The organism is Micromonospora sp. MP36, from assembly GCF_008119785.1.
Lineage (GTDB): Bacteria > Actinomycetota > Actinomycetes > Mycobacteriales > Micromonosporaceae > Micromonospora.
Window position 1 is genome coordinate 363,404 of the sequence record NZ_VSFA01000001.1, and the last position, 13,922, is coordinate 377,325.

General features: G+C 73.2%; 10 protein-coding genes. 3 read left to right on the forward strand and 7 right to left on the reverse strand.

Going from position 1 to position 13,922, the window contains the following annotated elements:
- The first annotated feature begins 275 nt into the window (after window positions 1-275).
- Window positions 276-848, forward strand: a complete 573-nt coding sequence (locus FXF52_RS01715) for a helix-turn-helix transcriptional regulator (RefSeq protein ID WP_255471691.1) — start codon at window positions 276-278, stop codon at window positions 846-848.
- A 34-nt stretch (window positions 849-882) separates the two neighbouring features.
- Here the strand turns inward: FXF52_RS01715 and FXF52_RS01720 are convergent, their stop codons facing one another.
- The 3 genes from FXF52_RS01720 to FXF52_RS01730 form a co-directional block, all read right to left on the reverse strand.
- A complete protein-coding gene (locus FXF52_RS01720; RefSeq protein WP_148793330.1) occupies window positions 883-4,155 on the reverse strand; it encodes a lamin tail domain-containing protein in 3,273 nt (1,090 codons plus the stop codon).
- A 93-nt stretch (window positions 4,156-4,248) separates the two neighbouring features.
- Entirely contained in the window at window positions 4,249-5,265 is a 1,017-nt protein-coding gene (locus FXF52_RS01725; RefSeq protein ID WP_148793709.1) for a GNAT family N-acetyltransferase, read from the reverse strand.
- 72 nt (window positions 5,266-5,337) lie between these two features.
- The gene (locus FXF52_RS01730) at window positions 5,338-6,732 is read right to left on the reverse strand and encodes a lytic murein transglycosylase (protein WP_370517868.1); all 1,395 of its coding nucleotides are present in this window, start codon (window positions 6,730-6,732) and stop codon (window positions 5,338-5,340) included.
- A 56-nt stretch (window positions 6,733-6,788) separates the two neighbouring features.
- On the opposite strand from FXF52_RS01730, the gene FXF52_RS01735 reads away from it, so the two are divergent.
- Both FXF52_RS01735 and FXF52_RS01740 read left to right on the forward strand, forming a co-directional pair.
- Complete coding sequence (locus FXF52_RS01735) at window positions 6,789-7,007, forward strand: zinc ribbon domain-containing protein (protein ID WP_148793332.1); 219 nt, start codon at window positions 6,789-6,791, stop codon at window positions 7,005-7,007.
- Window positions 7,008-7,166: 159 nt separating this feature from the next.
- A complete protein-coding gene (locus tag FXF52_RS01740) occupies window positions 7,167-9,953 on the forward strand; it encodes an adenylate/guanylate cyclase domain-containing protein (protein WP_148793333.1) in 2,787 nt (928 codons plus the stop codon).
- Between the two features lie 69 nt (window positions 9,954-10,022).
- On the opposite strand, the gene FXF52_RS01745 is transcribed toward FXF52_RS01740, so the two are convergent.
- The 4 genes from FXF52_RS01745 to FXF52_RS01760 all read right to left on the reverse strand — a co-directional run bounded on the left by FXF52_RS01745 (window position 10,023) and on the right by FXF52_RS01760 (window position 13,891).
- Window positions 10,023-10,565, reverse strand: a complete 543-nt coding sequence (locus FXF52_RS01745) for a phospholipase (protein WP_148793334.1) — start codon at window positions 10,563-10,565, stop codon at window positions 10,023-10,025.
- 172 nt (window positions 10,566-10,737) lie between these two features.
- Window positions 10,738-12,399 (reverse strand): glycoside hydrolase family 10 protein, encoded by a 1,662-nt coding sequence (locus tag FXF52_RS01750; protein WP_148793335.1) that lies wholly within the window; start codon window positions 12,397-12,399, stop codon window positions 10,738-10,740.
- A 298-nt stretch (window positions 12,400-12,697) separates the two neighbouring features.
- Complete coding sequence (locus tag FXF52_RS01755) at window positions 12,698-13,423, reverse strand: methyltransferase domain-containing protein (RefSeq protein ID WP_148793336.1); 726 nt, start codon at window positions 13,421-13,423, stop codon at window positions 12,698-12,700.
- A gap of 150 nt (window positions 13,424-13,573) precedes the next feature.
- Entirely contained in the window at window positions 13,574-13,891 is a 318-nt protein-coding gene (locus tag FXF52_RS01760; protein ID WP_148793337.1) for a hypothetical protein, read from the reverse strand.
- Window positions 13,892-13,922: the final 31 nt, after the last annotated feature.

Below are 13,922 nucleotides of genomic sequence, written 5' to 3' on the forward strand. Positions count from 1 at the left end.
CAAAGCGTGTGAAGAGGTGGGCAGGAACCCGGAGTCGTTGTCGCGAATATGTCCGCTTCCGGAGTCTTTGCCCGGCGAGCTAGGGCGATCCAGGCTGGCGCATGGAATCCCCATCTTCACTCAGCGTCATGATTACGCTTCGTGGCAATAGTCGCGCCCTGTTCCGGCGAGGACGGCTCGTTGTCGGCATGCCGGTTGTCCACAGGGGACGTGGTTGTCCACAGGCGAGCCGACGAGGGTTGTGGCGAGGCTGGCCGTCGAGAGAGCGTCATGCGGTGACCGACCCTGCCACGCCCGACCACCCGGCGGCCACCCCCGAGCCGGAGCGTGCGTCGCCCCCGATGCTCACCGAGCCCTTCAACGTCCCCTGGCCAGCCGCTGGCATCGTCCGGGCGGTCCGCCGCCGGGCCGACGCCAGCCAGCGGGAGCTGGCCCGGTTCGCCGGGGTGCACCCGACGACCATCGGCCGGATCGAGGCGGGCTCCCTGATGCCCAGCATCGCCATGCTGCGCCGGATCATCAGCGTGGCGGGTTTCCGCCTCGCCGTGGTCGACGACTCGGGTCGGGTGCTCAAGCCCATGCGCGACCGTGCCGACCTGCGGGACGGGGCCGAGCGGCGGTACCCGTCCCACCTCGATGTCGTCACCGATCCGGAGCCGGGGGAGTGGTGGGCCGACCGGTACGGCCTCGCCCGGCCACCGGAGACCTTCTACCGCGACCGGGCGGTCCGGGACGCCCTGCGGCGGCGCAGCCAGTGGGAGGTGCGGGTGGCCAAGTACCGGGGCGTACCGCCGCCGCCCCGGCCGCGACGGCGCACCTACGAGATCGGCCCGCCGCCCGGCGGTTGAGCCGGGCGACGGGCCGTTGTCGTGGACGCGAGCGTCAGTCGTCGTTCAGGATGGTGCCGACGGCGACCGGGTCGGCGAGCCGGAGCCCCGGCACGCCGGCCACGTACAGGGTGAGCTGCTCGTCCGCCTCGGCCTTCTTGTCACCGCGGACGGTCACCGGGAACGCCAGCGAGGTCTGGCCCGCCGCCAGCGTCCGGCAGCCCACGTACGGCTCGTAGTCCGACCCGGCCTGCGCGGTGGTGCCGTAGGTGGTGGCGCAGATCAGGGCCGGCTCGGACAGCGGCCGGGACACGGTCACCATGAAGGTCAGCGTGCTGTCGCCCTTGTTGCCCTCCACGACCGAGGCGTCGGCCACGCTCAGCGACGCCCGGGAGCGGAACCGGGCCACCTTTGGGTCGTGGTCGCTGGCACCCCGGTCACCGAGGCCCTCGGCGTCGGTCGGGTAGTCGGCGTTGATGTGCGCCGCGCGGATCTGCACCAGGTCGCCGTGGAGCTTGTCGTTGGCGAACAGGTTGTCCAGCGTCTGCGCCTGCCCGCTGAAGGTGTACGAGTACGCCGCCGCCGGCACGTCCGCCGCCAGATCGTCCCAGAGGTTGTGCATCCCCGCCTGGTACAGCGGGGCGAGCTGGTCCGACGGGGTCGGGTTCGCCCCGGTGGCGATCGGGTCGTCCGGCCGCGGGAAGACGTTCAGGTCACCGCCGTAGATGACCCGGGCGTCCGGGTCGCTCGCCTCGATGGCCTGCACCAGCGCCGCCCCGTACGCGGCCTGCTCCCGCCGCTGCCCGACCCGGCTGTCCGGCCCGGACGAGAAGTGGTTGCTGATCGCGTAGAGCGAGTAGTGCTCGGCCGAGCCCGGAGCCGCCGCCACGGTGAACTTGGCCAGCTGGGCCGCCCGGGTGTAGACGTTGGCGCCGTCCACGCCGGTGGAGCGGTCCACGTCGGCCGGCAGCACCGCGTTGAACGCCTTCGGGTTCTGCACGTCCGCGTTGGACGGCAGCCCCGCCGACCGGTACTGCACGGTCGGGGTGGTGCCCAGCAGCGGGTCGGTCGCGGTGGCCTGGGCCAGGGTCAGTCGGTCGGTGCGGTAGAGGAACGCCGAGGTGATGCCCCGGGCGTCCGAGCCGGTCCGGTCGTACGCCGCCGCGTAGGCGGGGCCGCCGTTGGCCGCGATGGCCAGCGCCAGCTCCTGGACGGTGTCCGGCGCGCCGTCGGCGTTGTTCGTGTCCCCGCAGGCCAACTTGCCGTCGACCACCGAGCAGATGTCCTGGTCCTCGGCCTCCTGCACCATGATCAGATCCGGGCTGTGCAGCGCCTGGACGATCTGCCGGGCCTCCACGTTCAGCCGGCTGGCGTACGCCTCTTCGCTGGCCGGCACGTAGTCGAACGGCGGGGTGACCCCGGTGCAGCCCGCGTTGCCGGCGAAGTCACAGCCGTCGAACGGGTCGTCCCGGTAGTCGTACAGGTTCTCCAGGTTGTAGGTGGCGACCGCGACCTCGGCGTGCCGGTCCGCCGGCTGCGGCGGATTGTTCTCCGCCGGGTCCGCCCCACCGGTCAGCGTGAGCTGCTCCGGCTGCACGCTGTACTTGCTGAACGCGTACGAGATGGCCCCGTAGGCGTCCTCGGTGAGGGTGTCGTACGTGCGGGCCTCGGGCAGCAGCGCGGCCGAGTCCCCGGCGGTCGCCTTCACGCCGCCGGCGCCCAACAGGATGCGCTGGTTGTTGCCGTTGTCGAAGAGCGTGCCCGGGATGTCGTCCAGCGGGTGCGCGTCCCGGAACACCCGGCGGGCGTACGGGTCGGTCCGCTGCATGATCGGGTCCTCGCGGTCCACCACGTAGATCTCGGAGTCGGCCGTCGAGGCGTAGATGTGCCGCGGCGCGGAGACGCCGCTGCCGGAGCGGACCCGCATCCGGGCGCCCTCGTGCCGCTCCCAGTACCGGTTGGCGGCGGCCGCGTCAGCCGGCGGCACGGCGTCGTCGACCTGCACGACGCTGTCCACGTCCAGCCCCGAGTCGAGCTTGCGCACCAGCGAGGCGCTGGAGAGCTGGGTCTGGTTGAAGTATTCGGAGACCCGGCCGCGCAGCACCACCTCGTCACCGACGGTCGGGGCGTAGCCGCCGATCAGCGTGGTGAACGAGCCCATGAAGACGAAGATGCCGTCCGAGCTGAGCGGGTCGCCGTCCTCGGTGCCCGTGCGGCTCTGCAGGTAGAAGCCGTACTGGTCGGCCCCGGCGGAGCTGCGGGTGAGCGACTTCTGGGTGATCACGCCGCGCACGTCGTAGAGGACGGAGCTGGTGCCGTTGCCGCTGGCCGGGGCGAGCGGCGACCGGTCGGTGCTGCCGTCCTCGTCGTCGCGGGTCGGGCCCTGCACCTCGCCCACCGACAGCACCGCGGTGGCCTGCACGGTGAGGGTGCAGGTGGCCGTGCCGCCGTCGGCGTCCGTCGAGGTCACGGTGACCGCGTACGAGCCGGCCGGGAGGCCGGTCGCGGTCAGAGTCGCGGTGGCCGTGCCGCCGACCCCGGTGGCCGGGCTGAACGCGGTACGGCTGATCGAGCCGCTCGCCGGCACCGGGTTGACCCCGGTGACCGCGAGGTCGGTGACGGTGTCGTCGACGTCGGTGGCGGTGACCTGGCGGGTCGCCGTGCCGCCCGCCTCGACGGTCAGGGTGCCGCCGCAGCTCAGCGCCGGCGGCTGGTCGACCGGGCCGCCGTCGTCGATGGTGTGGCTGCCCAGCCCGTCGAAGGTGTCGGTGGGGAAACCGGCCCACTGCGCGGCCGGGTCGAACGGATCCGACGGGTCGGTGTCGCCGAACGTCACCGAGGGCAGCCGGCGCAGGGTGTTGTCGGCCGTGCTGGTGAGCCCGGCGCCCCACTCGGTGCCCGGGTCGACGCCAACCTGCCCGATCGAGTCGAGCACGCTGCCGCCCTTGCGGAGCACGATCGCGTCGTCGCCGTTGTAGAGCGAACCGCCGTACGTCTGATCGGCCTGGGCGAGGATCGCGGGCGCGGCCGTGGCGGCGGCGAAGACGAAGACGTCGCCGGGGGCGACCGTGCCGCTCAGCGCGACGTTCGTGGAGGTGGTGGCGCCGTTGAAGAAGAACTGGAGCTGGTAGCCGCCGGCGGCCAGGTCGATCGGGGCGCCGGTGCCGTTGTAGAGCTCGATGGCCTTGTTGTTGGACAGGCCCTCGACGTACTCGGAGATGAACAGGTCGGTGGGCGCGGCGCTGGCCGCGGGGGGTGCGACGCCGATGGCCGTCACGGTGACGGCGGCGGTCGTCGCGAGCGCGGCGAAGGTGCGGCGCGGGCGCATGGTGCCTCCACGATGGTGGACGGGAACTAACGAACGTTAAGAGCCGGCCCGGTCCGGCGTCCATCCCCCGGGCGGCCGGTTGGTGAATTTCCGTCAGCGCTGACTGTCGAGCAGGTGCACCAGCTCGGCGACATCGACGCCGTATTCACACCACTCCCGGTCGGGTCGGTAGCCCAACTCCGCGTTGACCTTCAACATCGCCTCGTTGGCCTGCGCGTTCCAGGTCTGCACCTCGGCCAGCTCCGGCTCGGCCGAGCGCAGCTCCAGCAGCATCCGCGCCTTGATGGCCCGGTCGATGCCGTAGCCGCGGTGGTCCCGGACGACGATGGTGTCGTACTGGTCGGCCCGGGTCGGGTGCTGCGCCGGCACCACCACCTCGGTCAGCCCGGCCACCTCGCCGGTCTGCTCGTGCAGGGCGAGCACGATGTAGGGCTTCATGCCCCGCCGGTGCAGCGTGTCCAGGCTGTCCCGCAGCCGCTGCGGGTCGTATGAGCTCGGCCGCAGCTCGCCGTCGTCCACGTCGCGCACCTCGGCCTTGGCCCGCGCGTACGCCTCGATCAGGTCGTCCGGCGGGCCGCCCGGGCAGAACTCGACGTGGTAGCCGGCACCCACGCCGGTGGCCATCTCGGCCAGCGCCGGCCAGTCCACCGTGCGCAGGTCGAGCACGCTGCGGGTCTCCACGTATTCCCGGATGAAGCCGAGCGCCTCGTAGAACGCCACGGCCGGGGTGTCGCCGACCACCTCCACGCCGATCGACTGGAAGCCCTCGTCCCAGACCCGGCGGGCGGCCACCCGCACCAGCTCGCGGCCGAGCCCGGAGCGCCGGGCGTCCGGGTGCACCAGCACCTCCAGCACCCCGATGCCGCCGAGCAGCAGCACGTTGACGTGCCCCAGCATCGGCCCCGGGGTGCTGTCCGGGGCCGGCTCGTCGTGCGCGACCCAGGAGATCCGCCGTTCACCGGGCATGACCTCGGAGAGATATTCCCGCAGGGAACTCTCCCGCCACGGCGGATCCTGCGGCAGGTCGGCCGTCAGGACCGCGTTCAGCGTGTCCAGCAGCGACGCGATCTCGGCGGACGACGCGGTTCGAGGGTCCCACTCGCGCACCATCACCCGTCTAGCTTGCCGGCAACGGCTGCTCGGGGGAAGGGTCCAGTTCTCGAATGTAGGCAACCGGTTACGTCACGTGCCGCTCAGCCGTCCGTACTCGTTCGCCTTGTTGAAGACGTCCTGGGCGTACCGGCGCACGTCGTTGTAGGAGAGGATGGCGTTCCACCAGTCGCCCGGGATGGTCATGTTCCGGCCGCCCTTGCACAGGTACTGGCCGGCGGCCAGGGCGGCGTCGTCGATGTCGTGCGGGTTCTTGGCGCCGTCGTTGTCGGCGTCCGTGCCGATCTCCTGCCAGGTGCTCGGGATGAACTGCATCGGGCCGAGCGCCCGGTCGTAGACGGTGTTGCCGTCGAGCACACCCTTGTCGGTGTCGAGGATCCGGGACCGCCCACCCTGCCCGTCGAGCAGGTCGCCGAGGATTTCCGGCGAGGCGACGCCGTTGGGCTGCAGGGTGGCGCCGTTGGCCGAACCGTGCCGGGACTCGACGTATCCGATCGCGGCCAGCGTGGTCCAGCTGAGCTGGCAGCTCCGGTGCGTCTGTTCGAGCACCAGCTGGGCGTAGCCGTACGCCTGCAGGGCGACCACCGGGATGCCGGTCGGCCCGCTCACCCGCTGGGCCCACCCGGCCAGCACATCGGCCGGGCGGCCGGTCGACGTCGGCGTGGTCGGCTGCCCGCCGATCGGCGGCGTCCCGGTCGCCAGGCCGGGCAGCCCCGGGGGCAGGCCGGTCGCGCCGGGCGTCACGCCGCCCTGGGGTACGCCGTCCGCCGGCGCGGTCGCGGTGGCGTCAACGGCGACGGGCTGCGGCTTGCGGATGGCCGCCGGCACCAGCAACGCGCCGGCCACCGCGGTGGCCGCGACCAGGACGAGCAGGAAGAGACCGGGCAGGGTGGTCCGCCCGCTGGGGCGGCGCGACCAGTCCCGGGTGGCCCGGCCCGCCGCGGCGGCGAGCCGCCGGGGCGGCATCCGGACCGCGTGCGCGAACGGCATCCGCCGCCGCCGACCGCCCGCCTTCGGCTCGGCGCCACTCGCGGTGGTGGCGTCCGCCGAGCCCGACTGCGGCTTGGCGTCAGCCGGGTTTGGTTGCTGCTTCGTGTCGGTGGCGTCCGCCGTATCCGGTGCCGGCTTCGCGTCGGCCGGGGCCGGCTCGGGCTTGGCATTCGTGTCGGTGGCGTCCGCCGTATTCGGTGCCGGCTTCGCGTCGGCCGGGGCCGGATCGGACTTGGCACCAGGGGCGTCCGGCGGGGTGGTCGGGGCCTTCGTGCCGTCGGCGGTGGCGGCCGTCGGCTGCGGTTTCGGGTCAAGGCCGTCGGCCGGCGCCGGCTTCGGGGCGCTCGCGGCGGCACCGGTCGGGCTCGGTTCCGTGGCCGGCCGCGGGCGGGGGACGGGAATCGGCCCGGCCGCCCCGTCGGGCGGTACGGCCGGTCGCAGGGGTCGAACCATCGATCGCTCCTCGCCGTCCACCACCCGTCGAGTATCACCCATCTTCGCCGTGCCGTCAGACCCGGCCGTACGCTGGTGGCATGCCCCGGTACGAGTTCCGCTGCCGCGCCTGCGGCGACACCTTCGAGGTCAACCGGCCGATGGCCGAGGCCGGCCAGCCGGCGTCCTGCCCGCAGGGACACGCCGACACCGTGAAACTGCTGTCCACTGTCGCGGTCACCGGCCGCGGCGGCGGCCCGGTGGGCGGGGGGTCCGCCCCGGCCGGCGGCGGCTGCTGCGGCGGTGCCTGCGGCTGCTGACGTCCCGGGCCGACCTCGGCTCGCCGGTTGATCCGACCGTGCCGCCGGGGTCACCCGGTGGCACCTTGGGTCGGGCTCTGCCCGGCCGTTCTCACGATGCGTGATCGCCTGACCATAGGGCAGCATGAAGCCCGACGGCACGGGGCGGAGGTTCCACGCATGTCGCCACGGATCGACCTCCCGAGCGGATGGGTGACCTTCGTGTTCACCGACATCGAGGGTTCCACCCGGCTGGCCCAGCTGCTCGGTTCCGGCTACCCGCCGGTGCTGCGGGAACACCGGCGGCTGCTGCGCCACACGCTGGCCGACGGGGCGGAGCTGCTGACCGAGGGCGACTCGTTCTTCCTCGCCTTCCCGGACGCGGCCGCGGCCGTCACCGCCTGCCTGGCCGCCCAACGGGCCCTGACCAGCCACGACTGGCCCACCCCGGAGGCCGCACCGCGGGTCCGGATGGGCCTGCACACTGGATACGTGGAACCCCGCGACGGCGAGTACGCCAGCCCCGAGGTGCACCGGGCGGCCCGGGTGGCCGCCGCCGCCCATGGTGGACAGGTGCTGTGCTCGGGGGCGACCGCCCGGCACGCCGACCCGCTGCCGGACGGAGCGTCCCTGTTGGACCTCGGGCTGCACCGGCTGCGCGGCTTCGACGACCGGGAGCGGCTGTTCCAGCTGCTGGCGCCCGGCCTGGAACGGAGCTTCCCCCGGCCGCGTACCGCCGACGCGGTGGCGCACAACCTGCCCACCCAGGTCACCTCGTTCGTTGGGCGGGAGGTGGAACGGGGCGAGCTGAAGCGGCTGGTCGAGACGTACCGGCTGGTGACCGTGCTGGGTGCGGGCGGCGCCGGTAAGACGCGGCTGGCGGTGGAGCTGGCCGCCGGGATCGTCGAGGCGTACCCGGACGGGGTGTGGTTCGTCGACGTCGCGGCGGTGACCGACCCGGGCCTCGTGGCGTTCGAGATCGCCGCGGTGCTCGGGCTCCGCCCGGAGCCCGGCCGGCCCATGGTGGACACCCTGGTGGAGTACGCGGCCGCCCGCCGGATGCTGGTGGTCCTGGACACCTGCGACGCCCAGCCGGCGGCCTCGGCCGAGGTGATCTCCCGCCTGCTGGCCGGTGCCCGGGACGTCCGGGTGCTCGCCACCAGCCGGGAGTCGTTCGGCCTCCCCGGTGAGGCGGTGTGGCGGATCCCGCCGCTGTCGGTGGACCCTCGCCCCGACGGCGGGGAGAGCGACGGGGTGGCCCTGCTGCTGGCCCGGACGGCGGCGGCCCGGGGCGGCCGGGCGCCGGATCCCGCCGAGCAGGCCGACCTGCGCCGGGTGGTCCGCCGGCTGGACGGGCTGCCGCTCGCCATCGAGCTGGCCGCGGCACGGCTGCGGGTGCTCTCCGCCGGACAGCTCGCCGAGCGGCTCGACGACATGCTGGGCACGCTGGACGCCGGGCGGGATACGCGAGAGCCTTCCCCGCTGGCGGAGGCCGGGCGGCGCGGCGACCCGGTCGACCTGGTGGCGGCCGGGCCCGCCCCGGCGACCTCTGCGGTGCACCGCTCTGCCGCCGAACGGCACCTGACCATGCAGGCCACGGTCACCTGGTCGTACCGGACGCTCGGCGCGCGCTCGGCCCGGTTGCTGCGCTGGCTGGCGGTCTTCGCCGGCCCGGTGGACCTGCCGACGGTGCAGTGGCTGCTCGACGAGGACCCGCTCGACCCGCTGTCGGTGCTGGTGGACAAGTCCATGGTGCTGGCCGAGCCGCACGCCTCGGGCAGCACCTACCGGATGCTCGACCCGATCCGGGCGTACGCGGCCCGGCGGCTGGTCGAGGCCGGCGAGGAGGAGACGGCCCGGGACCGGCACGTCGCCTGGTGCAGCCACGCCCTGCAACGCGTCCACCTGGGCCCGGATGGCCGGCCGGTCACCCTTTCCCTCTACGCGCTCGACCCGCTCGCCGGGGAGTTGCGGGCCGCGCTGCGTTGGTGCGCCACCGGGGGCAGCGCGCGTACCGGGCTGCGGCTGGCGGGCGGGCTGGACCAGTGGTGGCGGGAGCGGGGGCTGGCCCGGGAGGGGCGGCTCTGGCTGTTCCGGCTGTACGGCCGGATGGCCGAGACCGGCGAGGTGATCCCGGAGGCGGAGCTGGCCGCGGCGTATCACATGCACTCGTTGCACGCCGGCGCGGACGGCGAGTTCGCCGAGGAGTTGCGCTACTCGCAGCGGGCCGAGGCGGCCGCCCGGCAGGCCGGCGACCTGGGGCTGCTCGCCCGGGTGCTGGCGGGCCGGGCCGCGCCGCTGGTCGACATGGGACAGTTCGCCGAGGCGGAACGGGTCTGCCGCGAGGTGATCGACTGGGCGTACGCCCAGGGCGTGGTCTCCGACGCCCTGCACGCCGTCTACAACCTCGCCGAGCTGCTCTGGCGCCGGGGCGCGCTGGACGAGGCGGCCGAGCTTCTCGGCGCGGCCCGCCCGGTCGAGGCGGCCCGCCCGGTCGAGCGGGGGCGCCGCTCGGTGGACATGCTCCTCGGCATGGTGGCGTTGGCCCGGGACGACCTGGTCGCCGCGCACGAGCACCTGCTGGCGGCGCTCCGGTCCCGGATGAACCAGGGCTACCTGGGCCGGGCCTGCGACACGGTGAACGCGATCGCGGTGCGCTGCGCGCTGGGCGGGGACCCGGTGACCGCGGCCCGGCTCTTCGGCGCGGCCCAGGCCACCCGGGCGAACCTGCGGGCCACCCCCGGCATCTACGGGCCGTACTGGCTGGCCCGGCAGGCGGAGCTGCGCCGGGCGCTCGGCGACGCGGCGTTCGACGCCGCGTACGGCGCGGGCGGTGAGCTGGCCCTGGAGGAGGCGGCCACCCTGGCCCTCGGCGTCGACCACCCCGACCTGGCCCCCGGCTCTCGCCGCTTCACCGCCCCCACCAGCTCCTTCGCCCCGGCTCCGCGCCGCCACACCGCAGGATGATCAAGAAGTTCGCGTCGGGATGCCGGCGGGCGGCGACGCGAACTTCTCGATCAACCGGGCGGGGTGGGGTCAGGAGGACAGGGCGGCGCGGCGTTCGGCGTCGGCCTTCATGCGGGCGGCGCGGTCGATGTCGGCCTGCTGGACGGCGGCCACCGAGCCGAAGATGCTGACCGCCTCGTAGTACGTCCAGGCCAGGCTGTAGCAGGCCGGCCGGACGACCGCGTTGTAGGTGGCGCAGACCCGCTTGAGGTCCTCATAGAAGGCGCTGTCGAGGCGCGACTTGTTGGCGGAGAAGACGCCCATCGCCTTGTAGTTGCGGTAGCCGAAGTCGTGCCGGTAGCAGGAGAGGCTGAAGTTGAAGCCGAGCGGGTTGTCCGGGCTGGACGAGCAGTAGTCGGTCGACCAGTCGAAGGCGTACGCGGACCAGGCGGCCTTGTTCAGCCGGCCGGCGTTCCAGGCGTTGTAGCTGGTGGCGCTGGTCTGGGTCCAGCTCGACAGCACGCTGAGCTTCTGGTCGCGGCTCACCGCGGCGTGCGCGGGCGAGGCGACACCGACTGCGGTGAGCAGCGCGAACGCGCCGGAAGCGAGGACGGTGGCGAGACGTCGGGACACGGGAACCTCCGCGGAGTGGGCGTCGGGACGGGGCGCCGGCGATCACCGGACGTCGACCAGTATCGATCAATGCCCCGACGGAGAGCGATCATGGAGGCGACCGGTTGGTGACATGCGTCGAAACAGACGAATGCCCCCGGTCGCCGGAGCGGCCGGGGGCATTCGAGGCGGGTCAGCGCACGACGCGCGCCGGGCTGGCCGGGCCCTCGTGCCAGACCCGGTCGAGCGCGGTCACGTGGTACGTGTAGCTCTGGCCGGCCGCCGCGTCGGCGTCCACCCAGGACTGCACGTCACCGTCGGTGCCCCGGACGGTCGCCACCAGGTGGGACGCGTCGGCGAAGTCGCACGCCTCGACCTTCCCGGTGCCGTCGAAGCGGTAGATGGCGTACGAGGTGGCGGTGCCGAAGGGCCCCTTGCCGTTCGCCGGCTGCCGCCAGGTCAGGTGCACCCCGTCGGCCTGCCGGTCGACCCCGGTGATCACCGGGGAGAGCAGCGGCTTGGCCGGCAGCTGCGCCATGGCCGGCACCAGGGCCGGGCGGGAGTAGTGCTCGGCGGCGTAGATGTCGGTGGCGCCGAGTCGGTTCGCCTTCACCTGCACCGCGGAGAAGTGCACGTTGCCGAGCACCTCCGGGTACGACCGGTTGAGCGTCAGGTGGTCCGACAGCTCGTTCGGGTTCATCCAGAACGACCCGTACGCCGGCTCACCGCTCTTGTAGTCGGCCTGTCCGATGTAGAGCTGGACGTTGGTGCCGCGCACCTGCTCGGCCCACCACGGCACCAGTCGGGCGTAGTCGGCGGCCGGGTACTGGCCGATGTACCAGTAGAGCTGCGGCACCACGTAGTCGATCCACTCCTCCTTGATCCACTTACGGGTGTCGGCGGAGATGATGTCGTACGACTGCGAGCCGGTGGTGTCCGAGCCGTTCGGGTCGGCCGACTTGTTGCGCCAGATGCCGAACGGGCTGACGCCGAACTTCACCCACGGCTTGACCGCCTTGATCTTGGCGTTCATCTCCTGGATCAGCAGGTTGATGTTGTCCCGCCGCCAGTCGGCCTGGTTGGTGAAGCCCCGGTTGTACTGCGCGAAGGTGGCGTTGTCGGGGTACTGGTACGTGCCGCTCGGGTACGGGTAGAAGTAGTCGTCGAAGTGCACGCCGTCGATGTCGTACCGGTTGACCGCGTCCATCATCGCGGTCTGGACGAACTCGCGGACCTCGGGGATGCCGGGGTTGTAGTAGAGCCGGCTGCCGGCGACCCCGGCCGGCGGGTACGCGAACACCCAGTCCGGGTGCTGGCGGGCCGGGGCGTTCGGAGCGAGCTTCGACAGGTCCGCGCCGGCGCCGCCCGGGGCCGGCATGGAGACCCGGTACGGGTTGAACCAGGCGTGGAACTCCAGGTTCCGCTTGTGCGACTCCTCGACGAGGAACGCCAGCGGGTCCCAGCCCGGGTCCTGGCCGCGTACCCCGGTCAGGTACTCCGACCACGGCTCGTACGGCGAGGGCCAGAACGCGTCGGCGGTCGGGCGGACCTGGACCACGACGGCGTTGTGGTTGAGCTGCTGGGCCAGGTCGAGCCAGCCCAGGTACTCGGCCTTCTGCTTGGCGACCTGGTCCGGGTCGGTCCAGGAGGCCTTGGTGGGCCAGTCGATGTTCGTCACCGACGCGATCCACATGGCCCGGAACTGCCGCTTCGGGGTGGCCGGGTCGGTGACGCAGGTGGTTGAGGTGGGGTCGGTCGCCGTGTCGCTCTCCGCGGCGCTGGCGGGGGTGCCGGCGACGAGCGCGCCGAGCAGCGCCACGGCCAGCCCGGCCGCTCTGAGCCGAGTTGCCTTCATGCGGTGCGGTTCCCTTCGTTGGGCTCCGGGAGGGTTCGGGTGGCGACGGGCGCCGGGGCGCGCCTCCGGAAAGATTCGCCGCAGAGCATTCGCCGCCGGTAGGAAAATTTCATCAATCGCGGGACGGCGCAAGACCTGCGGACGGATCGATGGGCAGGTCGGACCGAACGCCCGAGGGTGACCGCCGGCACAGAGCCGACCGTGACCTTTCCGACACGGGTGGTGCCGGATTGTCGCCATGGGCCGCTGGCCACCCCGCCCCTCCGGTTGCGCGGATCCGGGCGGGGGTGCGGCGGGCTTAGTCGAAGAAGCGGGCCAGGTGGTAGGGGGGGGGGGGGGGGGCGTCGGGGGCCAGGGGAGTGAGATCGGCGAAGACGGAGGCGCCGTCGCAGCCGACGTGCAGCGGGTACCAGCGCGGGGTGCCGGGCGGGCGCTGACCGCAGATGCCCTTGAAGGTCTGCACGTCCAGCAGCCGTACGTGGGTCGGGTCGGCGACCGCGTTCACGTGCCGCCACCAGGGGCTCATCACGTGCAGCACGCCCCCCGGCCGCAGCACCCGGTGGCACTCGTCGAACAGCGGCAGGAAGTCGATCAGGTGTTCCATGATGTGCACCGCGAAGAACACGTCCACCGAGTCGTCGGCCAGCGGCAGGGAGCCGGACAGGTCGGCCACCGCGTTCACCCCCGGCGCCGGATAGATGTCCAGCCCTAGGTTGCCCGGCCACTGCTTGGTCGCCCCGCAGCCCAGGTCCACCACCACCGGCGCCCGCCCGGCGACGGCCACCCGGCCCCAGACGCCGAGCACCCCGGCGAGACGGCCCACCATGTCCCGGACCAGGCGCAGGTCGGCCGGATGGGCGACCTCGCCGCTCAGGTGCGCGACCCCCCGGTCGAAGCGCACCTCCACGGGGAGCGCGCGCAGCCGCTCGTCGTGCCGGGCCAGATCGGCCCACGCCTCGACGAGGAACCCGTCGATCATCCTCAGCCGCTCCGCCGAGGGTGGGGACTGCGCCATCGTGACCATGCGGCACCTCCGGGCGCGCGATACCCGCATCCTCGCCCGATATGCCTCGAATCGCCGATCGGCGAGGACCGAGGCGGCCCGGCGACCGGCGGCGCTGCCCGGCGACCGGCGGCGCGGGGCCGGCGACCAAGGGCGGGACCGGCGGTCCGGTCAGCCGGAGAGGCTACGGCGGCCCCGGTTGGCGCCCCGGACCCGCTGGCGGGGCGGCGCCACGGCCGGCTTGGGCCGCTTGAGGTGGTAGCGGTGCAGCTCGTTGTTGCCGGGCAGGGAGGGGTCCTCGCTCATCGCGACCAGCTCCCAGCCCTGGTCGCCGGCCCGGTTGAGGTGGGCCAGCGCGGTGTCCCCGTAGGGGGTGACGTCGACCATGGAGCCGTCCGGGCCGTACCAGACGAACACGACCTCCCACCCGGTGTCGGTGGTGGCCGCCTGGCGACGGCGGACCAGCAGCGCGTACTCCCACTTGAGCATGGGCTCATTGTCACCCCGCGCGACCGGGCCG